The following is a 21,804-nucleotide window of genomic DNA, read 5'->3' as shown; positions in this document are numbered from 1 at the left end:
GTCGGGTTGACTGCCATGCCTCATTCTACGACAAGTCAACACCATATTCGAGTAAAGTTTCGAATTTGTGGACAGGCTCGCAAGGCGCTCGTACCGGGTCGGCCGGAGCAGCGGCGGAGCCGCCAGCCGGGAAGCCGACGCCACCCCGAGCGGACCCTCCCCGTAGCCAGCCAAGGACGCCGACGACAGACAACCCGCAGACGGGAGGCAGCCAGGAGCCGAGCGGACCCGCGCCGTACGCAGAGAAGCCCCCGGCGCCGAGCCTCCGGGGACCACGTGCGCGACGCGTCGACAATCCGGCCCGGGTGCCCCCAGATTCGGTGATTACTCATCGGTTCAAGAGGGGGAAGGTGGTTCCTGCGCGACATCCCGACGAGGGGGGAGTCGCGGGAAGGGGCACCAGCATGAAGGTTTCACGAGCTCTGAGCCTGGCCGTCGGAGCGATCACCCTGGTCCTGGCGGCGCCGGCCGTCGCCTCGGCCGACACCGTCGTGGCCTACGAGATGGAAGAAGGTCCGAGCACCGCCACCGACGGGGACATCCTCCACGACTCCGGGACCAACGGGCTCAACGGCCACATCGGCAACCTGATCCAGCGCCGGGTCCCCACAGGCAGCGGCGACTACGGCTTCACGTTCCAAGGGCCCGTCGACGTGCCGAACGACGAGCGGCTGGCGACGGTCCCGGACAACCCCGCGCTGGATCCGGGCACCCTTCCCTACAAGGTGACCGTCCGCTTCCGCACGACCAGGGGCAAGGACCCCAACATCGTCCAGAAGGGCCAGTCCGGGCAGACGGGCGGGTTCTGGAAGGTGGTGCTGCACAACGGCTGGCCCCGCTGCCACTTCCGCGACGGCAACGGCAACACCAAGGCGATCGGCTTCGTCAACGGGTTCCCGGACTACGTCAAGGCCGGGGACGGCCTGTGGCACACGTTCATCTGCGAGCGCACGGCCGACGGGGTGCGGGCCACCATCGACCCCGGCGAGCCGGAGGGGGCCACCAACTTCATCCGAGGGACCATCGGCCGCATCGACAACTCCAGGCCGCTGAGCATCGGCGGCAAGGTCGACTGCGACAGCGTGACCGTCGGGTGCGACTACTTCACCGGCACCATGGCCTACGTGCACATCGAGCACCCGTAGTACCCCGCGGGCAGCCCGCAAGGCGCGGGCGCAGCGAGCGCGGAGCACGCACACCCCGGCCGGCCGCGGACGCCGGCCGGGGAATGCCCGACCGGCGGATAGCGTTCGGACTGCCATGTCGACCGGAGCCTGGGTGCTGATCGCCGCCGTCGTCGTCGCGCTCGCGTTCGGGGCCTACCGCGCCGCCACCGACGGCCGCTTCCGCGGCACGCACCGCGTGAAGGGCGCCGCCGAGCAGCCCGAGGCGGAGCGCGCGCCCTCGGTCGCCGACCAGGCGGGCGAGGCGGGCCTCCGGATCGAGCTGGGGGAGCGGGCCACGCTGCTGCAGTTCTCCTCCGCCTTCTGCGCGCCGTGCCGCGCCACCCGGCGCACCCTCGCCGAGGTCGCCGCCGCCGTCCCGGGCGTCACCCACGTCGAGGTCGATGCCGAGCACCACCTCGAGGCGGTACGCCGCCTCGGCATCCTGCGCACCCCCACGACCCTGGTGCTCGACGCCGGGGGCGCGGAGATCACCCGGGCCTCGGGGGCGCCGCGCAAGGAGCAGGTGCTGGCCGCGCTGGGCGCCGCGGTCGACCGGAGCTAGATCGGCGCGTCCGCGAGCAGCTCGGACACGTACCGCCCCAGCGCCTCCGAGACCGGCTCCGGCGTGAACCCGGTCGCCTCGATCTTCGCCAGCGACAGCACGCTGTTGAGCGGCCGCGGCGCGAGCGCCTTGCCGGCGGCGTACTCCTCGGTGCTCACCGGCGTCACGTCGGCCGGCGAGCGCCCGCACAGCCCGAAGACCTCGCGGGCGAGGTCGGCCCACGAGGTCGGCGGGCCGGAGTTCGTCACGTTGTAGGTGCCGTACGCCGCGCCGCTGTCGAGCAGGTGCCTGGCGGCCCGCACGATCTCGGTCGTGAACGTCAGCCGGCCGACCTGGTCGGACACCACCGCGGGCGAGATGCCGCGCGCGGCCAGCGACGCCATGGTGCGCACGAAGTTGGCCCCGTCCCCGACCACCCACGAGGTCCGCAGCAGGTAGTGCCGCGGCACCGAGGCGGCGGCCACGTCGCCGGCGGCCTTGCTCTGGCCGTAGACGCCCAGCGGCGAGAGCGGCTCGTCCTCGGTGTGCGGGCAGACGGTGCCGTCGAAGACGTAGTCCGACGAGACGTGCACCAGGGTGAGCCGGTGCTCCCGGCAGACCTGCGCGAGGAGCGAGACGGCAGTGGCGTTCGCGGCCCACGCGACCCGGCGCCCCTCGGGGGCTTCGGCGGCGTCGACGGCGGTGTACGCCGCGGCGTTGAGCACGAGGTCGTAGTCCTGCCACGGCCACGCGGCCACCGCCGAGGCGTCGGTGATGTCCAGCTCGTCGAGGTCGACGACGTCCGCGGCGGGGAACGCGGAAGCGAAGGCCCGACCGAGCTGGCCGCGCGCGCCGAGCACGAGCGTGCGACGCGGCTGCATCGGGGCGACGTCGCCGAGCAGGGGGTTGCGCTGGTCCTTCTCCGAGATCTCGGACTCGGCGAGCGGGATCGGCCACGGCACCGCGCAGGTGGGGTCGCCGAGCGCGAGCGCCGGGTAGGTCACGCCGGCGCGCCAGTGGGCGTTGACCAGGTAGGTGTACGCCGTCGCGTCCTCGAGCGTCTGGTAGCCGTTGGCCACCCCGCGCGGCACGAACACCGACACCGACGGGTCGATCTCGACGTGGAACACGGTCCCGAAGGAGTCACCGGGGCGCAGGTCGACCCACGCGCCGAAGACCCGGCCGCTGGCGACCGACACCAGCTTGTCCCACGGCTCGGCGTGCAGGCCGCGGGTGGCGCCGCGGGAGCCGTTGAAGGACACGTTGTTCTGCACCGGCTCGAAGTCGGGCAGCCCGAGGGCGACCATCTTCTCGCGCTGCCAGTTCTCCTTGAACCAGCCCCGGGCGTCGGCGTGCACGGGCAGCCGCAGCACGACGAGGCCGGGGATGGGGGAGTGCTCGAGGGTCAGCTCCATGTCACTGCCCCCGTGCGGCGTACGACGCCTCGACGGCGGCCTTGTGCGGGCCCCACCAGTCGCGGTGCTGCTCGTACCACTCGATGGTCCGGGCCAGGCCGGCCGCGAAGTCGCCGTACTCCGGCTTCCAGCCCAGCTCGGTGCGCAGCTTGGTGGAGTCGATGGCGTAGCGCAGGTCGTGGCCGGCGCGGTCGGTGACGTGGTCGAAGTCGTCCTCGGGGCGGCCGAAGTGGCGCAGGATCATCCGGACCACGTCGAGGTTGCTGAGCTCGCCGTCGGCGCCGATCAGGTAGGTCTCGCCGATCCGGCCCTGGTTGAGGATCGTCCACACGGCCGAGGAGTGGTCGTCGGCGTGGATCCAGTCGCGGACGTTCTGCCCGGCGCCGTAGAGCTTGGGCCGGCCGCCGTCGATGACGTTGGTGACCTGGCGGGGGATGAACTTCTCGACGTGCTGCCAGGGGCCGTAGTTGTTCGAGCAGTTCGAGATCGTGGCCTGCACCCCGAAGCTGCGGACCCACGCGCGCACCAGCAGGTCGGAGCCGGCCTTGGTGGAGGAGTAGGGGCTGCTCGGGTTGTACGGCGTCGCCTCGGTGAAGCGCTCGGGGTCGTCGAGCTCGAGGTCGCCGTAGACCTCGTCGGTGGAGATGTGGTGGAAGCGCACCCCGGTCGCACGGGCCGCCTCGAGGAGCGTGAACGTCCCGACCAGGTTGGTCTGCACGAACGGCGACGGGTCGGCCAGCGAGTTGTCGTTGTGGGACTCGGCGGCGTAGTGGACGACCGCGTCGTGCTCGCCGACCAGCGGGGTCACCACCGCGGCGTCGGCGATGTCGCCGACGACCAGCCGTACGCGGTCGGCCGGCAGGGCGGCCAGCGACTCGCGACTCGCGGCGTACGTCAGCTTGTCCAGCACCGTGACCGCCACGTCGGTGTGGTCGACGAGGTACTGCACGAAGTTGGAGCCGATGAAGCCGGCGCCGCCGGTGACCAGGATTCGCCTCACTGGGGGAATGTACGTCGCCGGAGGCATCCGACGCCCGTTGTGTGCCAGCATCCCCACCATGCGCGGGATCATCCTGGCCGGGGGAACCGGCTCACGCCTGCACCCGATCACGCGGGGCATCAGCAAGCAGCTGGTCCCCGTCTACGACAAACCGATGATCTACTACCCGCTCGCAACGCTCATGCTCGCCGGGATCCGTGACGTCCTGGTCATCACGACCCCTCACGAGCAGGACCAGTTCGTCAGGCTCCTGGGGGACGGCTCGCAGTTCGGCATCACCATCGACTACGCCGCCCAGCCCAGCCCCGACGGCCTCGCCCAGGCGTTCACCATCGGCGAGCAGCACATCGGCGACGACAGCGTGGCGCTGGTCCTCGGCGACAACATCTTCTACGGCCAGGGGCTCGGCACCCAGCTGCGTCGCTTCCACGACATCGAGGGCGCCGCGATCTTCGGCTACCGGGTCTCGGACCCGACGGCGTACGGCGTGGTCGAGTTCGACGAGGACGGCAAGGCGTTGTCCCTGGAGGAGAAGCCCGAGAAGCCCCGCAGCGACTACGCCGTGCCGGGGCTGTACTTCTACGACAACACCGTCGTCGAGCGGGCCAAGAAGCTCCAGCCCTCCGCCCGCGGGGAGCTGGAGATCACCGACCTCAACCGGCTCTACCTCGAGGAGGGCAGCCTGATGGTCGAGGTGCTGCCGCGGGGCTCGGCGTGGCTGGACACGGGCACGTTCGAGGACATGAACGACGCCAGCAACTTCGTCCGCGCGATCGAGACCCGCCAGGGCACGATGATCAGCGCCCCCGAGGAGGTGGCCTGGCGGATGGGCTACATCTCCGACGACCAGCTGCGCGAGGGCGCGGCCTCGCTCGTGAAGAGCGGGTACGGCGACTACCTGCTGGGCCTGCTCGAGCACCCCTGAGCGGGAGCCCCTTCGCGCGGGGAATGCGGCCGTCGATGCCCGCGTTCTTGCTGTATGGAGGTGCCGGTGTCCGCATCGTGGATGACTGTCTCGCAGAGCGAGACGCCGAATACCGCCTCGCGTCAACCCGCCTCTAGCCTTGCCGTCATGTCCTCGACCATGCTGACCCGCCGCCGCGCAGTGGACCACTGCCGCGTGCGCTCGTCGCTGTGTCGAATGTCCTGACGGGCTCGCGTCCGAACTCCCTTTAATCTACCGGATTAGTCGACTAATCTCGGTGTGGAGTCGCTTGCCACCTTCCGGCAGACGCGCCCGTGCCTCGCTTCCACCAGGCCATTTCCGCGAGCAGGAGAGACATGTCGCAGTCCACCACCCATCCGGTCAGCACGCATCGGACCGGTCGCACCGGTCCGCAGCCGGCCGCCGCCGGCGCGAAGGTCGACCCGCGCGGCCAGCAGTTCGCCGCGATCGTCACCTCGGTCGTCCTGGCCGTCGTGCTGCTGGCGGCGCCGAGCCCGGTCGCCACCGCCCTGCTCGCCGTCCAGGCACTGCTCTTCGCGATCGGCGCCGGCCTCGGTGTGCAGAGCACGCCGCACGCCCTGGTCTTCCGCGCCCTCGTCCGGCCCCGCATCGGCGCGCCCCGCGAGCTCGAGGACGCGGCGCCGCCGCGCTTCGCCCAGACCGTCGGCCTCGTCTTCGCCGTCGTCGGCCTGGTCGGCTTCCTGACCGGCGTCACCGTCCTCGGCCTCGTCGCCACCGGTTTCGCCCTCGTCGCCGCCCTGCTCAACGCGGTCTTCGGCTTCTGCCTCGGCTGCGAGATGTACCTCCTCATCCGCCGGCTCGCGCCGGCCCCGACCACCTGACTCAGTCCGCCCGACCCCCAGACCCCGCAACAGAAAGAAGATCCGAATCATGAGCCGTGAGAACTCGCTCGTCACCGCCCAGTGGGTGGAGGACCACCTCGACGACCCGAAGGTGGTGCTCGTCGAGGTCGACGAGGACACCACTGCCTACGACAAGGGCCACATCCGGGGGGCCATCAAGCTCGACTGGACCACCGACCTGCAGGACCAGGTCCGTCGTGACTTCGTCAACAAGCAGCAGTTCGAGGCGCTGCTCTCGCAGCGCGGTGTCGCCAACGACGACACCGTCGTGCTGTACGGCGGCAACAACAACTGGTTCGCCGCCTACGCCTACTGGTACTTCAAGCTCTACGGCCACCAGGACGTCAAGCTGCTCGACGGCGGCCGCAAGAAGTGGGAGCTCGACTCCCGCGAGCTCACCGACGAGCTGCCCAGCCGCGAGCAGACGTCGTACACCGCGCAGGAGCAGGACACCTCCATCCGCGCCTACCGCGACGAGGTCATCGCCGCGATCGGCGTCAAGAACCTCGTCGACGTGCGCAGCCCCGACGAGTACGCCGGTCGGCTGCTCGCCCCGGCCCACCTGCCGCAGGAGCAGGCCCAGCGCGCCGGCCACATCCCCACCTCGGTCAACGTGCCGTGGAGCAAGAACGCGAACGACGACGGCACCTTCAAGTCCGACGAGGAGCTCACCAAGCTCTACGACGAGGTCGGCTTCGACACGTCCAAGGACACGATCGCGCTGTGCCGCATCGGTGAGCGTTCCTCCCTGACCTGGTTCGTCCTCAAGGAGCTGCTGGGCCGCGAGAACGTCAAGAACTACGACGGCTCCTGGACCGAGTACGGCTCCCTCGTGGGTGTGCCGGTTGCCCTCGGCGACGAGCCCGGCGACGCCTGACCCCCCGACCTCCAAGGAGACAGAACATGTGCGGTGCAACCCAGGGCGGCCTGTCGCTCGACGGAGTCAACGTGGCCAAGGAGGCCGTCGTGCAGGGTCAGGTGACCCGCGGCGGTGAGCCGGTCGGCAACGCCTACGTGCGGCTGCTGGACCGGACCGGTGAGTTCACCGCCGAGGTCCCGACCTCGGCGACCGGCCACTTCCGCTTCTTCGCCGGCGAGGGGGAGTGGACGCTGCGCACCCTCGCCCCCAAGGCCGACCCGGTCGACCGCAAGGTCGTGGCCAGCGTCGGCTCGGTGGCCGAGGTCGCCGTCGCGATCTGAGCGACCCTCGTCGAAAGGCACCGCCCGGGACCGATCGGTCCCGGGCGGTGCAGCGTCCCGGGCACACTGACCCGGTGACGGTCTACCTCGCCTGGACTTCCGCGCCGGTGCCCGACGACCTCGCGGGGCCGTGGGAGGAGGTACGCCGCGCCGCCCCCGGCCTGCTGCTGGTCGAAAGCGGCGACACCCTGTCCCGCGTCTACCACGAGCTGAAGTGGTCGCTGCCCGACGAGGGTCCGCTCCTCGTCGCCCCGCTGGCGGCGCGACCCAAGCTGAAGGGGCTCGAGCCCGGCACGCAGACCTGGCTCCGCGACCGGATCCCCGAGTAGTGGGCCGTTCTTCAACTGCGGTTCACCGTGCGGGCGTTGTCCCGGCAAGCCCCCACGCCCATCGTCGAGGTATGGCATTCATCGTTGTCGCCCTGGGCCTCGGCGTGTGGGTCCTCGCGAGCCTGCCGCTGGCTCTCGCCCTCGGGCGGTCGTTCCGCGCCCGCTGAGACCCGAGTGATGCGGCGGACCGGTGGACGCCCACACAGACCAGGCGCCCACCGGCCCTCGCGGACGGTCCACCTGACAGGGGTTGAGGAGACCGGCCGGAGTTCGCGGGGCCTGGGATCAGCAGTCCCCACGGGTCGGAGCCACACCTTTGATCGAACCGCAGAGGGGCGGGCTCCCCTGCTGCCGCCCGTGCGATCCAGGCACGCCGAACCGACTCGGCCACAGGGCTCAGGAGCGGTCCGGACGAGGCTCCGGGCAGAGACACTAGGGCGCGACCCGACCCGATGTCTCCTCGTGAGACGGGATGTCGAGGAATGGGACGCTCGGCGCCGGAAATGCGAGCGTCGGGTCTGGACCGCGTCTGAGGTCAGTTGCGGGGAGTCCCTCCATCTGGGATTGGCCCAACTGGGATGCATCGGCGACTTCCTCCAGCAGTTGAGGGGTTTCCCGAAATTCCCGGCGCCGCGCCGTCGCGCCTGACAAGGTTCTCTCGCCACGTCACCTGGGGGAGGAAGAATGATCGGGCAGCGCAAGCGCGTGCGCACTGTGGAGCAGGAGCGCCGCAAGAACCGGCTGGAGCTGGCGGGACTGATCGTCGTCGCGCTGGTCACGCTGGTTCTGATCTGGATGGCGATGACCGCCAGCTGAGGATCTGCCGTGGGTCGAGAAGACGGCCCGCGGACGATCGGACAGCTTCACGGACTCTCCAGGATCAGGGTGACCGGCCCGTCGTTCACGGACTCCACCCGCATGTCCGCCCCGAACACCCCGCGCTCCACGTGCGCGCCCAGCCGCTCGAGCTCGGCGCACACGGCCTCGTACGTCGGCTCGCTCACCGGCCCCGGCGCCGCCGCCTGCCACGTGGGCCGGCGCCCCTTGCGCGCGTCGCCGTAGAGGGTGAACTGGCTGACCACCAGGATCGGGGCGCCCACGTCGGAGGCCGACTGCTCGTCGCGCAGCAGCCGCAGGTCCCAGAGCTTCCTCGCGATCCAGGCGACCGCGTCGTCCTCGTCGTCGTGGGTGACACCGAGGTAGACGAGCAGCCCAGGCTCCGAGATCGAGCCGACGATCTTCCCGTCGACGGTCACTGACGCGCGAAGAACTCGCTGGACAACGGCTCGCATCGGGAAATCCTCCGCTCGTCGACTCGATGGCGCGGGTCACACTCTGACAGGATGGGCGGGTGAGTGCCGTGCCTGCCGACCGCATCCTGATCACCGTCGCCCCCACGGGCGCCGAGACCGCCAAGGCGGACTGCCCCCAGCTGCCGACGACCCCCGAGGAGATCGCCCGGACTGCGGCCGAGTGTGAGGCCGCCGGGGCGGGCATGATCCACCTCCACGTGCGGGACGCCGAGCACCAGCCGACCCTCGACGTCGGCCTGCTCCGCGAGTGGGTGGCCGCGGTCCGCGACTCCTCCGACCTGGTGGTGCAGCTCTCCACCGGCGGCTCGGTCCACGACCCGCTGGAGAACCGGCTCAAGGTCCTCGACGCCGAGCCCGACTCGTGCAGCCTCACGATGGGGACGACCAACTTCGGCGACGATGTGTTCTCCAACCCGTGGCCGTTCGTCTGCGAGCTCTACCAGCTCAGCCAGGAGCGTCAGGTGGTGCCCGAGTTCGAGCTGTTCGACCTCGGCCAGGTGCACGCGCTGCACCGCCTCCTCGACAAGTTCGGCCTGCCGTACGGCGGCAAGGTCCACTGCGACTTCGTGATGGGCGTGCCCGGCGGCATGCCCGGCACCGCCGATGCCCTGGTCGCCGGTGTCGCCACCCTGCCCGAGGTGGTGACCTCCTGGTCGGCCACCGGCATCGGCCGGACCACCCTCCCGGTGGCCCTCGCGGCCCTGTCCAAGGGCGGCCACCTGCGGGTCGGGATGGAGGACGTGCTGACCATCAGCCGTGGCGTCCCGGTGGAGAACAACGCCCAGCTCGTGGAGCGCGCGGTCTCGCTGGCCGCGCTCGCTCAGCGCAGCCCGATGGCGGCCGCTGAGGCGCGGGGGCTCCTGGGGCTCGACCAAGCTGACTTGTAACGATCAAGTGAACTCTGGGACGGCGGTGTCCACAATGACCCCTCCGGGGTGCGCATCCCCAAAATTCGTGAAAGAGTGTCGTCTCCACCCGTCACATGAATCACATGGGGAGATCCAGTGAAGAAGTTCCTTGTCGGCCTCATCGCCGCCCTGATGGTGGCTGCGGGCTTCGTGGCCTTCTCCGGCACCGCCGCCAACGCCAAGGCATGCCCCTACGGCGGCTGCCTCCCGACCTACACCAACATCGACGCGCCCAACAAGGTCGTGAAGAACCACCGCGCCACGATCTGCGTCAAGATCACCTCTCAGGGCAGCGGCACCCCCAAGGGCAAGGTGACCGTCCGCGTCGTCCGCAGCACCGGCGGCTACCGGTTCATCGACACCAAGAACTACTCCGGTGGCAAGAAGTGCTTCACCACCACCAAGCTCCGCAAGCTCGGCGACTACAGCGTCAAGGCTCTCTTCGACCGCAAGCCCGGCTCGCGCTGGCAGGACTCGGACAACCGCGACGAGTTCACGGTCGTCCGCCACCGCTGATCGACCGATTTCTGCACGTCCGCTCCTCGGCCCCGTTCGCACCCGCGGCGGGGCCGAGAGCCATTTCTGACAGGATCTGCGCGTGGCCAACCGACGACGACTGCTCTGGGCCGTCCCGCTCCTTCTCGTGATCGCCGCCGTTGGCTATTCCGCCTGGCTCGCCTGGCAGGTCCAAGGCTCACTCACGAAAGCCGAGGACGACGCCTCGCGCCTGCGGTCGGCGCTCGACGAGCGCGACTCCGACACTCGGGACGAGGCGGTGTCCCGCCTCCGTGACCATGCCTCTGCGGCGGCGGATCGCACCGACGGCGCCTGGTGGGGCGCGTTGACCCACCTACCCGTGGTCGGTGACGACGCGACCGGTGTCCGGGCCCTGAGCCAGTCGCTGGACACCGTTGCCCGCGAGGGCGTCCAGCCGCTTGCCGAGTCGATGGACCGGCTCGACACGATCACCTCCGGCGGGCGGATCGACGTGGCGGCGGCTGGCAGCCTCCAGGCCCCGGTCGCGCAGGCGAGTCGAGCGTTCTCGCGGGCCGATGAGACGGTCGGCGACCTCGACAGCTCCGGGTACGCCGGCCCACTGCGCAGCCGATTCGACAAGTACGTCGACCTGGTGCACGAGGTGTCCCAGTCCCTCGCGTCCGCCCGCATCGCCGCTGAGGTCGTGCCGACGATGGTGGGCGCCGACGGGCCGCGCGACTACCTGCTGGTCTTCCAGAACAACGCAGAGATCCGGTCCACCGGAGGCCTGCCCGGCGCGTGGGCGCAAGTTCACGCGGAGGACGGCAAGCTGAATATCGCCTCTCAGGGTGCAGGGAGTGACTTCGGCAGAAGAGCCACCCCGGTGTTGCCGCTGTCCGCGGCCGAGCGCGAGGTCTACGGCGCCGAGCTGGGCACCTACTTCCTCGATGCGGGCTTCACACCGGACTTCCCCAGAGCCGCTCAGCTCATGTCCGCTCGTTGGGAGGAGCGTCACCCCTCCACGGCGCTGGACGGGGTGATCGCGCTGGACCCGGTGGCGATGTCCTACCTGCTCGACGGGACGGGACCGGTCCGTGTCGGCGACACCACGCTGACGCGCGACACCGTTGTAGACCAGCTTCTGAGTGAGCCCTACAAGACTCTGGATCCGGATGCGCAGGACGCGCTGTTCCAGGTGGCCGCCGGCGCGATCTTCGATGCCGCCACCGGTGACCTGGCCTCACCCGTGAAGTTCGTGCAGGGCCTCAGCCGGGCGGCTCGCGAGGGTCGCTTCCTGGTCACCGCGTTCGACCCCGACGTCCGTTCGGCGCTGGCCGGCACCCGGGTGGAGGGCGCGCTGTCCGGCGACGACGGCGACACCCCCCACGTCGACATCGGGCTCAACGACGCCACCCAGTCGAAGATGTCCTACTACCTGCGCTACTGGGCCGATGTGAAGTCGACCGGCTGCGACCAGGGGGTGCAGGCACTCTCGGCGTCGATGACCGTCAACCAGCGGATCACTCCGGCCGAGGCCGCCAAGCTTCCCGAGTCGGTCACCGGCGCCGGCGGGTACGGCTTCAAGAGAGGCCTCCAGCTGCTCCTGATTCGCCTCTACGGGCCCTATGGTGGCTCGATCGACCACCTCACTTTGAACGGCAAGTCGATGGGCAAGCACCCGCACGTGACCGAGCTGGAGGGGCGGCCTGTCACGACCGTGTTCCTCCAGCTCGACTCGCGCAAGGACATGGTCGTCAGCTGGACCATGCACACCGGCGAGGGCCAGACCGGCGACGTGAAGCTCGGGATGACCCCCAGCATTGTCCCGGGAGACAACGACTCCGTCGCCCGGTCCGCCTGCTGAGGCCGTCACAGCGGCCCGTCTCACCCGGAGCGGGTGAGGTCCAGCGACTCCGTCTGGGTGAGCGTGGTCCTGTCAGCCCCGCCTGTCGGAAGGACGAGCCGTGACCACGAAGATCGACTTCGACGAGGACGAGTGGGCCCGCATCCTCCGGGCGCCGATGATCGCCGGCCTGGCGATCACGCTGGCTGATCCGGGCGGCCCGATCGAGGCCGCCAAGGAGACGATGGCGGCGATGAAGAGTGCCACCAGCCCGCCGAGCCGCGAGCAGCTGCTCGCCGAAGTGGCGCTCGACGTTCAGGGCCTGATGCAGGCGAAGCAGAACCCGCTCAGCGGCTTCAAGCCCGACAAGGGCTCGCCTCCGGGCGACCAGGTGCTCGACGAGCTCCGCGCCGTCCAGGGGCTCGTCTCCGCCAAGGCGACGGCGGAGGAGACCACAGCCTTCGGCGAGTGGCTCGTCGCCTCGGCTCAGGCTGCGGCCGAGGCCGCCAAGGAGGGCGGCTTCATGGGCTTCCACGCGGTGCGCGTCAGCGAGCGCGAGCAGGCCATGCTCGACAAGGTGCGCGAGGCCGTAGCTGCCTGAGGCCTGATCAGTACACGATCGCCTGCACGCCGTCTAGGAGGATCTCCTCGGCGAACACTGCCGCCCCGGCGATCCGGACGCCCGGCATGACGTCGTCGAGCCCGATGGATCGCCGATCCGCGCACTGCGTGCACAGCGTCACCTGTCCGCCGGCCACGACCGACTCGAGCAGCGCGTCCAGTGGCGCTGCGAGCGGCAGTGAGAACTCCGCGGCTCGCCCCGGCAGGGCGAACCACGCGGACTCGCCGGTGAGCCACAGGCTCACCTCTGCTCCGGCAGCGACCGCCGCGGCGGCGACCGTGAACGCCTGGTTGCAGCGTTCGGGGTCCTCGGAGCCGCAGGTCACCTTGACGACGAGCTTTCGGGCCATGGCCCGAGACTAACTAGACTCCCGTTTCATGCCGTTCGAGCTCCCCGACAACCTGCACCCGGACTGTGGCCCGATCGCCTGGATGCTCGGCACCTGGCGTGGCAACGGCCACGGTGACTATCCGACCATCGAGCCGTTCCAGTTCGGCCAGGAGCTGATCTTCACCCACGACGGCCGGCCGTTCTTCCACTACATGTCCCGCGCCTGGATCGTCGACGAGCAGGGCCAGAAGGTCCGCGACGCCGCCATCGAGACCGGCTTCGTCCGCGCCCGCCCCGAGGGCCGGGTCGAGGTGGTGCTGACGCACAACACCGGCTTCGTGGAGATCTGGTACGGCCACGCCGAGGGCGGCAAGCTCGAGATCGTCACAGACGCGGTGGCGCGCACCGAGAGCGCCAAGGAGTACGTCGGCGGCAAGCGTCTCTACGGCAACGTCGAGGGCGACCTTCTCTACGCCTACGACATGGCGGCCATGGGCCAGGAGCTCCAGCCCCACCTCTGGGCGCGCCTCCAGCGCGCCTGAGGCCTCACAATGGACTCATGACCCAGGACTGGCGCGAGAAGCTCCGGGGAAGCGGCTACCGCCTGACTCCCCAGCGCGAGCTGATCCTCCGCGCCGTCGAGGAGCTGGGCCACGCGACCCCCGATGAGGTCCACGCCAAGGTCCGGGAGCAGTCCTCCGCGGTCAACGTCTCGACCGTCTACCGCACGCTCGAGGTGCTCGAGGAGCTCGGCCTGGTGCGCCACGCGCACCTCAGCGACCGGGCCCCGACCTACCACTCCGTGACTGACCATGAGCACTTCCACCTGGTCTGCCGGAATTGTCACCGCGTCGTCTCCGTTGACCCTGAGGTGTTGCAACCGCTCCGAGATCGTTTGGTCGCGGAGCATGCGTTCGTGGTCGACGTCGGTCACCTGACCGTCTTCGGCCACTGTGAGGAGTGTGAGAGCCGTGCGTAGTCCGCTGCTTGACCTGCCCGGAGCTGTTTCCGGCGACGGGATCGACGCCGACGTGGCGGCCCACTACGGCTCCTTCAACGGGGAGCAGCGAACCTTGGAGGCCGGCGAGGGCTTCGTCGACTTGTCGCATCGCGACGTGGTCCGCATCGAGGGCCCCGACCGCCTCACCTGGCTGCACTCACTGACCAGCCAGTTCTTCACCAACCTTCAGCCCAAGCAGTGGACCGGTGCGCTGATCCTCAGCCCGAATGGCCACGTCGAGCACGCCTTCTACGGCTACGACGACGGTGAGGCCTTCGTTGCGCACACCGAGCCCAGCCAGGCGGCCGCGCTCGTCGAGTTCCTCGACCGGATGCGCTTCATGATGCGCGTCGAGGTTTCCGAGGTGACCGCCGAGCTCGCCGTCACCTGGCGGCCGGCCGCGGGCTCCGACGCCCCGTACTCCGCCTACGAGTTCGTCCCGCGGAGCCAGCTGGCGTCGTACGCCGACGCGGCGGGCCCCACCTGCGGCCTGTGGGCCTTCGAGGCGCTGCGCATCGCCCGTGGCGAGCCCCGCCTCGGCATCGACACCGACCACCGCACCATTCCCAACGAGGCGGGCTGGATCGGGCCGGCCGTCCACCTCGACAAGGGCTGCTACCGCGGTCAGGAGACGGTCGCGAGGGTCCACACCCTGGGTCGCCCACCCCGCCGGCTCACGCTGCTGCACCTCGACGGCTCGGAGAACCGGCTGCCGGCCATCGGGTCCGAGCTGAAGCTCGGCGACAAGGTGGTCGGCTTCGTCGGCAGCTCTGCCCGCCACCACGAGCTGGGGCCGATCGCGCTGGCGATGGTCAAACGCAACGTGGACCTCGCAGTCCAGCTCGACGCGGACGGTCTGCCGGCCGCGCAGCAGGTCCTGGTCGACCCCGAGGTTGGACTGCACGTGCGCCCGTTGCGGTAGTAAGCCCATCGTTCGTATGTGCCGCCTAGACTCGATCAACTCCCGAGGCGACAAACGGCGGTCGCTTGATCGCCTGATGATGTCGCGATCGGGCTCGCGTCCCCGGCTAGATGTACCCGGCCAGGACGTTGGTAGCAGCGGAGATGTCTCGACGTGAGGAGAACCCCCGGTTGGGGTGTGGCTTGCCTAGGACCCACTCAAACCGGAGGTTCTCGTGTCTCACGGTAGTGCGCGGCTGACCGTTCAAGGTCGGCTGCTGATCGTTCAGCTTCACCAGCAGGGCTGGAAGAAGGCGCATATCGCCGCCGCCATGGGGGGTGTCACGAAGAGCGTGCGGACCTGGATCGACCGGTACGGCGCCGAGGGCGAGGCCGGCCTGCGCGACCGCTCCTCACGTCCGCACTCGACCCCGACCCGGACCTCGGCGGAGGTCGAGCAGCGGGTGGTCGAGGTCCGCCGCACCGAGCGCCGTGGCCGGCACCGCATCGGCGACGAGTTGGGTATCCCACCGCGCACGGTGTCGCGGAACCTGGCCCGCCACCAGATGCCCCGGCTGGCCGAGTCTGACCCGATGACCGGTGAGCTGATCCGGGCCTCGCGGGCCACCACGCACTGCACGAGAAGAGCCGTCCGGGCGAGCTGGTGCACATGGACGTCAAGAAACTAGGCAGAATCCCCGACGGGGCGGCTGGCGCGCCGAGGGGCAAACCACCCTCAACCATCGGTCCCGGCTGAACAAGACCCGGCTCGGCTACGACTTCGTGCCCTCACTTGTCGGCGACTACAGCCGGCTGGCCTACTCCGAGATCCTGCCCGACGAGAAGGGCGCTACCTGTGCGGCCTTTTGGCCCGCGCCGCCGCCTACTTCGCCGCTCATGGCACCACCCGGATCGAGCACGTCATGACCGACAACGCTTGGGCCTACAAGTCGTCCCTGCGCGAGGTGTGCGCCGAGCTCGGCGCCGGTCAGGCGTTCATCAAGCCGCACTGTCCGCGGCAGAACGGCAAGGTGTGGAGCGCCTCAACCGCACCCTGCAGGTTGAGTGGGCCTACCGCCAGGTCTTCACCAGCAACGCCCGAACGAGCAGCAGCCCTTGCCCCCTGGCTCGAGGACTACAACACTCGACGCCGCCACAGCGCACTCGGAGGCCTTCCCCCGATCAGCCGTCTGTCACCAACCTGATGGCCGGGTACAGCTGATATGTAGGCACCTTCTGTCAACAGGCAGGGTGAGACGCCCGTCCCGGCAGTCGGGGCGGGCGTCTCGTGCTTCGTCGTCGGATCAGGTGGCTGAGCGTGTCGTGGTCGACGCGCGGTCAGGCTGATATGCGCGGGTTGGTTACCGCAGGACGGGCTGTTCGGCTGGAGCGGGTCGCGTGTCTAGGGTCGAGCGTCGTTCTTCGGCGGAGGGCTGCTCATAGCTGGTTCGCGGGTCGCTCCTCGCGCTGCTGCCACTGGTCGGGTCGACGAAGCAGATCGTGGCGAGCTACTCCTCGAGCACGGCCAGGGACCAGCGCCAACCGGCGAGCTCGCGGGCGATCGCGATGTTGGCGACCACGTGACGCTTGTGTCGGGCCCGCATGGTGTTCCAGCGGTGGTGCAGTCGCCGGTTGCCGTCATCGCCGCGGGCTCGGGCGGCTGGTCCGGCCAACTCCCACCGGTCACGCATGGTCTTCCCGATCCGGTAGGTGGGTCGGTGGTGCCAAGCCGCCTCGACGAGCAGGCGGCGTAGGTGGCTGTTGCCGGTCGTGGTGATCGACCCCTGGCTCCGGGACTGGCCCGAGGAGTAGTCCGATGGCAGGAGGCCGTTGAACGAGCCGATGGTCTTGCCGGTGAACCGGTCCCAGTCACCGACCTCGACCGCCAACGCGAACCCGGTCAGGGTGCCGACCCCGCGCAGGCAGCCCAGGCGGTGCAGCAGCGGGGTCAACTCGCAATCCGCGGCCATCTGCTCGATGAGCATGTCGAGCCGGTCCCGGCGTGCCTTGACTGCGAGCACGGCGTCGTAGTCGGACTCGAACGTCGCCCGGGTCGCCGCCGTGGGCAGTTCCCGCCCGATCTGTCGCAACCAGGCGTCGTGCTTCCCGGTCCACGCCTGGCCGCCGGAGTAGACGTGCCCCTGGCGCAGCAACGGCTTCGACAGCCGGTGCCGGGCTCGCATCAGGTCACCTCGGGCGTCCTCACGGGCGCGGACCAGATCCCGAGCCGATTCCTGCTCGACACTCGGGACCACCACCGGGGTGATCTCGTCCAGGCGCAGCAGCCTGGCCAAGTGGACCGCGTCGCGGGCATCGGTCTTGACCCGATCCCCGCTGGGTCGCTGTAGCTTTGAGGGCGCCACGACTACGCATCGGATCCCGGCCGCATTCAACGACCGGGACAACCCGAACCCGGTCGGGCCGGCCTCGTAGGCCACCGCCACCGGACCCGGCAGGTCCCTGATCCACGACCGGATGTGCCCGTGTGACGGGGTCAGCCTGGCTTGCACGAGTTCGCCCGTGACGCCATCGATCGCCGCCGCCGCGACAGATCGTGCGTGCACGTCGAGCCCAACGCTCGTACGCTCGGTGAACACCGGGGCCTCCCACAACTGTTGGATAGGCCGAGCAGGCAGCCCCTACTCGGTAACCCACGACCATTTGTGAGTGAGGCCCCGGCCCGCAACCCCGTCACGGCGACCGGGTCACCTCATACCGTCTAGACGCACTCCTATCCGCACGGTGCAACAGGATCTACTTCTCGGGGGCAGTCGGCCCTGCCGCGGCTTACCTCCCTGCAAACCGGGGTCGCCCCACTCTGGGTGCCCGTTCAGAGGCGTGCGGCTTTGTCCGTCGACGTCGCCCCGCGGGTGTCGAAGAAGAGTTGGGCGCTCTCCGCGAGCTCATCGACAGGGTAATACTTGTGGTTTTGCACGAGGATGACCAGGTCGGCCGCCGCATTGGCGGACTGAAGGTCTTCTACTGGGGTCAGTATGTGTTCCCCGACAAGCCACTTGGTGACATAGGGGTCGTGAAATTGGACGGACGCGCCCATCTTCTTCAAGTGCCGAGCCAGGTCGACCGCTGGGGACTCTCGTTGGTCAGCGATATCGGGCTTATATGTTACGCCAAGGAGTAGAACAGTCGCTCCATTCAGGGCTTTCCCTGCGTTGTTGAGGAGGTCCTGGCCCCGCCTAACTACGTACGCTGGCATCGTCGCGTTGATCTCCTGGGCGAGTTCCACGAACCGGAACGGATAGCCAAGTCGGCTACGGACGTTGTGGCTTAGGTAGTTGGGGTCGATCGGAATGCAGTGACCTCCCACACCCGGGCCCGGATAGAAAGCCTGAAAGCCGAAAGGCTTTGTCTTCGCGAGATCGATGACATTCCACAGGTCGATGTCGAGCTCGTGGCAGAAGCGTGCCATCTCGTTCATAAGCGCAATGTTGATGTGACGGAAGGTGTTCTCGAGAAGTTTGGCAGTCTCTGCCTCGCGGGTGCCCCGCGCCGGAACCACGACATCGATGAAGCGACGGTAGAAGGTCGCCGCTCTTTTAGTGCATTGAGTCGTGATTCCTCCGACGATCTTCGGGGTGTTCTTGACGTTGTACGTCGGATTTCCGGGGTCGACGCGCTCCGGAGAGAATGCAACGTTTACGTCGACTCCCACACGGAGCCCACTCTTCTCCAAGAGCGGTACGACGAGTTCCTCCGTCGTACCGGGGTAGGTGGTTGACTCGAGAACGACGAGACTCCCAGCCTTGAGGTTCTCAGCGATCATCGACGTGGCCGCCTTTACGGCACCTAGGTCCGGGCCGCCGTCCTCGGACAGGGGAGTAGGCACGCAGATGACGATGGTGTCAGCGGTGCGTAGGGCGGAGGCGTCGCACGTTGCTGTGAACCCGCCGGCGAGCATCGCAGAGATGTCATCGTCGCTGAGGTCGTCGATGTGGGAGATACCGCCGTTGAGATCGGCTACGACCCGCTCGTTGACGTCAAGACCGCGAACTGTGAGGCCGGCGCGCGTGGCCTCTAGAGCGAGGGGCAGTCCGACGTAGCCGAGACCCAAGACAACAAGATCATTCACAAGCAGATGCTCCGTCGACATCGTGGTGAGGCGGACGCGCCTGCGCCGCCGCTATCGCTTGCATCCTAACTGCGATGCTGACGGACGCCGGCCATTCGTTAGGCAGTCTTCGTCTCCGGACGGTGGGCGAGTTTGCGCCGAGCTGACTCGCGCTTGCCCGTGGACGAGGGGGCAACCCGGATGGGAGCCAAGCCCGACGGGCTCGGCTCCCATGGTGACGACGCGAGCCAGCCCGCCACTGCTACCGGGAACGCTGTAGGTTAGGCCGTCGCCGAGCATCCAGGAAGCAGAGGCCATCAGTGACGACATCAGCAAACGGTACAGGCGTTGGCGACATCACTGACGTTGTTCGCAGAGGGATGTGCGTTGGTTGCGGCGGCTGCTCAGTCGCGACCCAAGGTGCGATCCCCGTCACACTCCGGCCCTTCGGGCACTACGAGGCGGACCTCAACGGAGTGAACGCGGAACAGCGAGCGGCGGGCTCGCGAGTATGTCCGCTCTCTGATCATTCGAAGAACGAGAACGTGCTCGCCGAGGAGCGCTTCGGCACCCCCGAGCGTGCTCATCCGGTGACCGGCGGATACAGACGCATCTTCGCGGGGCGCGTGGCCGACTCGGTTCAGGTTATGGACTCGTCGTCTGGGGGAACGACGAGTTGGCTCGCTCGTCAGATGTTGCGAGACGGGTCGGTGGACGGTGTGATCCAAGTTGGCCCGTCCTCGGATGGTCGTTTGTTCGCCTATTCGGTGGCGCGCACGCCCGGGGAAGTGAATGTCGGGAGAAAGTCGAAGTACTACCCGGTGAGTTTTGCAGATGCCTTCACTGGTGTACGCGGCGACGGTCGACGTTATGCATTCATTGGGGTCCCCTGTCAGGTGCGCGCGGCACGCGCTGTCTGTGATGAGGACGAGGTGCTGGGCGAGCAGATCGTGCGTTTTATCGGTCTCGTCTGCGGGCACTTAAAGTCGAGCGCCTACGCCGAGTCCCTGTCATGGCAACTCGACATCGAGCCGCACGAGCTCTCTTCCGTCGATTTCCGGGTTAAAGTGCCAGGGCGAGGGGCGAAGTCATACAACTTCGAGGCAGTCGCGACCGATGGTCGGCGATCTTCTTCCCCGATGGGCCCGCTCGTGGGTGGTAGTTGGGGCCATGCTGCGTTTCAGCTCGGCGCTTGCGACTTCTGCGATGACATCTTCGCCGAAACCGCGGACGTCACACTCGGTGACGCTTGGCTACCTGAGTATGAGGCGGATTCGCGAGGCACCAACATTATCCTCACTCGATCCGCGGAAGCGGACGCCACCGTGGAGGCAGGAATCGCTGCCGGTGAGCTAGAGGTCGAAGATCTTTCTCCGCAGCGTGCCGCGGTGAGCCAAGCGGGCAATCAGCGGCATCGGCGAGAGGGACTCGCCGTGCGGCTCGCGGATGATCTCTCGCGAGGTCTCTGGGTGCCGACCAAGCGCGTGGAAGCTGGATATGAGGGCGTTTCCGCGGAGCGGATCGCCGTTATTCGATCACGCCGAAAACTGGGTGCCATGAGCCATGTGCTGTTCCAAGACGCAAAAGACAGCGGGAACCTCGACGCCTACCTCCGCCCGATGCGAGCCCTGATATCGAAGCACACCAAGCTCGCCCGGCGAGAGAAGGCTGCAGCGATCTATGGATCGGGTCGCCGTGGCCAGGTGAGGTGGCTGCTGGCTCGAGCTCTAGCGCGAGTAGCACGGAGCTCCGACTCGTGAGCGTCCAGCGGTGGCGACGCTCGGGGCCCGGGGCACCCAGGATCTTCATCAGTCTGGCCGGAGAGTTTCCGAACGTTGGGGATGGAGTCATCCGTCGACTGAGTCAAGAGTGGGTCCGCGAGGCGGGGCCTTTGGATGTCTATGTAGGCGAGGCCCCCGCTTCGTGGATAACCCAGGTAGGTGTCACCGAAGAGGATCGGCTCCACCAAGGTTCGGGCGCCTATGGCTCTTGGCTCTTCCGCTGCCTCACGTCCCGGGGGCGTCCGACCCTGATCCTTGAGCCGGGCGAGGTGAGCCTGACGCGCTGGCACTTCCCGCGCCAGGTCCTCATGCTCCTCGTTGTCGTGGGATTGCGGCTGCGCGGCGGCACCCTTTTGCTCCCGCCGCGCGCGGTGACGCGCCGCCGCGAAGCGACCCCTTGGGCACCGACAGTTGCCATCCATCGCACGCTTTGTCGCTTGGCGCAGGTCTGTTTGTGGCGCGATGAGTTCAGCCGCAAGCTGATTGGCGAGGGGGAGGTCGTGCCTGACATCGCTTTCTCGGCGTCCTCGCCGGCTTCCGGGCTGCCGGTCGACCAGCGAACTGATCTGGTGGTGAGCCTTCGCGGCAAGCGATCTGAACCCTCTCCGGGCTGGTTTTCGACTGTCGCACGCTTCGCCGACGAGTCCGGTTTGAGGATCTGCACCCTCGCGCAGGTCGCCGGAGACGTCTCGCGCGCGCAGGAGGTCGCCGCGCGATTCCCCGGGGCCGTGATGCATCCGTGGGATGACGACCACCTAACACAGGAGGGTGTTGCGATGTCCGCCTACTCGCGCGCACGTATCGTCATCTCAGATCGTCTCCACGTACTCATACTCGCCTCTATTTGCGGAGCGATTCCCGTCGAGATCGTCTCGGAGCCCGCGACGAAAGTGCGGACTCACTTCGAAACGATCGGTTATCGGGGGGCCAGCCACGACTTCCAAGGTGACGAGGATTCCGCGCTCAACTTCTTGCGCCGGACGATGGCACGTCAGGACGAGCTCTCGTCAGCGCTGGTCTCTGCTCGCGTCGCGCTTCTTGAAGCCCGCGAGTCTTTCACGAAGCACTTGCGAACCCGCGCGACGCAGTGACGCCAGCACACCT

The 21,804-nt window shown here is 68.4% G+C and carries 25 protein-coding genes; 19 read left to right on the top strand and 6 right to left on the bottom strand.

Features of this window, described 5'->3' with window-relative positions:
* Positions 1–404: 404 nt before the first annotated feature.
* Both ACFO9I_RS22645 and ACFO9I_RS22640 read left to right on the top strand, forming a co-directional pair.
* The gene (locus ACFO9I_RS22645; protein ID WP_379185073.1) at positions 405–1,145 is read left to right on the top strand and encodes a hypothetical protein; all 741 of its coding nucleotides are present in this window, start codon (positions 405–407) and stop codon (positions 1,143–1,145) included.
* Positions 1,146–1,260: 115 nt separating this feature from the next.
* Positions 1,261–1,728 (top strand): TlpA family protein disulfide reductase, encoded by a 468-nt coding sequence (locus ACFO9I_RS22640; protein ID WP_379185071.1) that lies wholly within the window; start codon positions 1,261–1,263, stop codon positions 1,726–1,728.
* On the opposite strand, the gene ACFO9I_RS22635 is transcribed toward ACFO9I_RS22640, so the two are convergent.
* Both ACFO9I_RS22635 and rfbB read right to left on the bottom strand, forming a co-directional pair.
* Entirely contained in the window at positions 1,725–3,122 is a 1,398-nt protein-coding gene (locus ACFO9I_RS22635) for a sugar nucleotide-binding protein (protein WP_379185069.1), read from the bottom strand. The genes ACFO9I_RS22640 and ACFO9I_RS22635 overlap by 4 nt on opposite strands.
* A gap of 1 nt (position 3,123) precedes the next feature.
* Positions 3,124–4,149 carry a dTDP-glucose 4,6-dehydratase gene (gene rfbB / locus ACFO9I_RS22630; protein WP_379185094.1) on the bottom strand — a complete coding sequence of 342 codons (1,026 nt, stop codon included), beginning with the start codon at positions 4,147–4,149 and terminating at the stop codon, positions 3,124–3,126.
* 31 nt (positions 4,150–4,180) lie between these two features.
* Between rfbB and rfbA the strand changes: the two genes are divergently transcribed.
* The 6 genes from rfbA (at position 4,181) to ACFO9I_RS22600 (ending at position 8,276) form a co-directional block, all read left to right on the top strand.
* Positions 4,181–5,047, top strand: a complete 867-nt coding sequence (gene rfbA / locus ACFO9I_RS22625; protein ID WP_379185067.1) for a glucose-1-phosphate thymidylyltransferase RfbA — start codon at positions 4,181–4,183, stop codon at positions 5,045–5,047.
* A gap of 356 nt (positions 5,048–5,403) precedes the next feature.
* Positions 5,404–5,910 (top strand): DUF4395 domain-containing protein, encoded by a 507-nt coding sequence (locus tag ACFO9I_RS22620; RefSeq protein ID WP_379185065.1) that lies wholly within the window; start codon positions 5,404–5,406, stop codon positions 5,908–5,910.
* Between the two features lie 49 nt (positions 5,911–5,959).
* Positions 5,960–6,808: a sulfurtransferase gene (locus tag ACFO9I_RS22615; RefSeq protein ID WP_379185063.1), complete on the top strand. Its 849-nt coding sequence runs from the start codon at positions 5,960–5,962 to the stop codon at positions 6,806–6,808.
* A 26-nt stretch (positions 6,809–6,834) separates the two neighbouring features.
* Positions 6,835–7,131: a DUF1416 domain-containing protein gene (locus ACFO9I_RS22610; RefSeq protein ID WP_379185061.1), complete on the top strand. Its 297-nt coding sequence runs from the start codon at positions 6,835–6,837 to the stop codon at positions 7,129–7,131.
* Between the two features lie 74 nt (positions 7,132–7,205).
* Positions 7,206–7,460 (top strand): hypothetical protein, encoded by a 255-nt coding sequence (locus ACFO9I_RS22605; RefSeq protein WP_379185059.1) that lies wholly within the window; start codon positions 7,206–7,208, stop codon positions 7,458–7,460.
* A gap of 684 nt (positions 7,461–8,144) precedes the next feature.
* The gene (locus ACFO9I_RS22600; RefSeq protein ID WP_379185057.1) at positions 8,145–8,276 is read left to right on the top strand and encodes a hypothetical protein; all 132 of its coding nucleotides are present in this window, start codon (positions 8,145–8,147) and stop codon (positions 8,274–8,276) included.
* Between the two features lie 47 nt (positions 8,277–8,323).
* Here ACFO9I_RS22600 and dtd read toward each other — a convergent pair whose 3' ends face one another.
* On the bottom strand, positions 8,324–8,752 hold the full coding sequence (gene dtd, locus ACFO9I_RS22595; protein WP_379185055.1) for a D-aminoacyl-tRNA deacylase: 429 nt from the start codon (positions 8,750–8,752) through the stop codon (positions 8,324–8,326).
* Positions 8,753–8,811: 59 nt separating this feature from the next.
* Between dtd and ACFO9I_RS22590 the strand changes: the two genes are divergently transcribed.
* The 4 genes from ACFO9I_RS22590 to ACFO9I_RS22575 all read left to right on the top strand — a co-directional run bounded on the left by ACFO9I_RS22590 (position 8,812) and on the right by ACFO9I_RS22575 (position 12,602).
* Complete coding sequence (locus ACFO9I_RS22590; protein ID WP_379185053.1) at positions 8,812–9,660, top strand: 3-keto-5-aminohexanoate cleavage protein; 849 nt, start codon at positions 8,812–8,814, stop codon at positions 9,658–9,660.
* Between the two features lie 117 nt (positions 9,661–9,777).
* Complete coding sequence (locus tag ACFO9I_RS22585; protein WP_379185052.1) at positions 9,778–10,197, top strand: hypothetical protein; 420 nt, start codon at positions 9,778–9,780, stop codon at positions 10,195–10,197.
* Positions 10,198–10,522: 325 nt separating this feature from the next.
* Entirely contained in the window at positions 10,523–12,022 is a 1,500-nt protein-coding gene (locus ACFO9I_RS22580) for a DUF4012 domain-containing protein (RefSeq protein WP_379185050.1), read from the top strand.
* Positions 12,023–12,122: 100 nt separating this feature from the next.
* Complete coding sequence (locus ACFO9I_RS22575) at positions 12,123–12,602, top strand: hypothetical protein (protein WP_379185049.1); 480 nt, start codon at positions 12,123–12,125, stop codon at positions 12,600–12,602.
* A 7-nt stretch (positions 12,603–12,609) separates the two neighbouring features.
* Here the strand turns inward: ACFO9I_RS22575 and ACFO9I_RS22570 are convergent, their stop codons facing one another.
* On the bottom strand, positions 12,610–12,972 hold the full coding sequence (locus ACFO9I_RS22570; protein WP_379185047.1) for a DsrE family protein: 363 nt from the start codon (positions 12,970–12,972) through the stop codon (positions 12,610–12,612).
* Between the two features lie 28 nt (positions 12,973–13,000).
* Between ACFO9I_RS22570 and ACFO9I_RS22565 the strand changes: the two genes are divergently transcribed.
* From ACFO9I_RS22565 to ACFO9I_RS22545, 5 genes are all read left to right on the top strand, one after another.
* Positions 13,001–13,495, top strand: coding sequence for an FABP family protein (locus ACFO9I_RS22565; RefSeq protein ID WP_379185045.1), 495 nt, complete (start codon positions 13,001–13,003; stop codon positions 13,493–13,495).
* Between the two features lie 17 nt (positions 13,496–13,512).
* Positions 13,513–13,932: a Fur family transcriptional regulator gene (locus ACFO9I_RS22560; protein WP_379185043.1), complete on the top strand. Its 420-nt coding sequence runs from the start codon at positions 13,513–13,515 to the stop codon at positions 13,930–13,932.
* Positions 13,925–14,875, top strand: a complete 951-nt coding sequence (locus ACFO9I_RS22555; protein WP_379185042.1) for a YgfZ/GcvT domain-containing protein — start codon at positions 13,925–13,927, stop codon at positions 14,873–14,875. The genes ACFO9I_RS22560 and ACFO9I_RS22555 overlap by 8 nt, the downstream gene beginning before the upstream one ends.
* A gap of 214 nt (positions 14,876–15,089) precedes the next feature.
* Positions 15,090–15,542: a helix-turn-helix domain-containing protein gene (locus ACFO9I_RS22550; protein WP_379185040.1), complete on the top strand. Its 453-nt coding sequence runs from the start codon at positions 15,090–15,092 to the stop codon at positions 15,540–15,542.
* Positions 15,543–15,776: 234 nt separating this feature from the next.
* Positions 15,777–16,058 (top strand): integrase core domain-containing protein, encoded by a 282-nt coding sequence (locus ACFO9I_RS22545; RefSeq protein WP_379185038.1) that lies wholly within the window; start codon positions 15,777–15,779, stop codon positions 16,056–16,058.
* Positions 16,059–16,361: 303 nt separating this feature from the next.
* On the opposite strand, the gene ACFO9I_RS22540 is transcribed toward ACFO9I_RS22545, so the two are convergent.
* Both ACFO9I_RS22540 and ACFO9I_RS22535 read right to left on the bottom strand, forming a co-directional pair.
* Positions 16,362–17,417, bottom strand: a complete 1,056-nt coding sequence (locus ACFO9I_RS22540; protein ID WP_379185037.1) for an IS110 family transposase — start codon at positions 17,415–17,417, stop codon at positions 16,362–16,364.
* Between the two features lie 266 nt (positions 17,418–17,683).
* Positions 17,684–18,961 (bottom strand): nucleotide sugar dehydrogenase, encoded by a 1,278-nt coding sequence (locus ACFO9I_RS22535; protein ID WP_379185035.1) that lies wholly within the window; start codon positions 18,959–18,961, stop codon positions 17,684–17,686.
* A 503-nt stretch (positions 18,962–19,464) separates the two neighbouring features.
* Here ACFO9I_RS22535 and ACFO9I_RS22530 point away from each other — a divergent pair.
* Positions 19,465–20,679, top strand: coding sequence for a Coenzyme F420 hydrogenase/dehydrogenase, beta subunit C-terminal domain (locus ACFO9I_RS22530; RefSeq protein ID WP_379185033.1), 1,215 nt, complete (start codon positions 19,465–19,467; stop codon positions 20,677–20,679).
* A 290-nt stretch (positions 20,680–20,969) separates the two neighbouring features.
* On the top strand, positions 20,970–21,791 hold the full coding sequence (locus ACFO9I_RS22525) for a polysaccharide pyruvyl transferase family protein (RefSeq protein WP_379185031.1): 822 nt from the start codon (positions 20,970–20,972) through the stop codon (positions 21,789–21,791).
* The last annotated feature ends 13 nt before the right edge of the window (positions 21,792–21,804 follow it).

This window comes from Nocardioides sp. GCM10023255 (assembly GCF_042653125.1).
GTDB lineage: Bacteria > Actinomycetota > Actinomycetes > Propionibacteriales > Nocardioidaceae > Nocardioides.
This window is presented reverse-complemented; position numbering and strand designations above follow the sequence as displayed.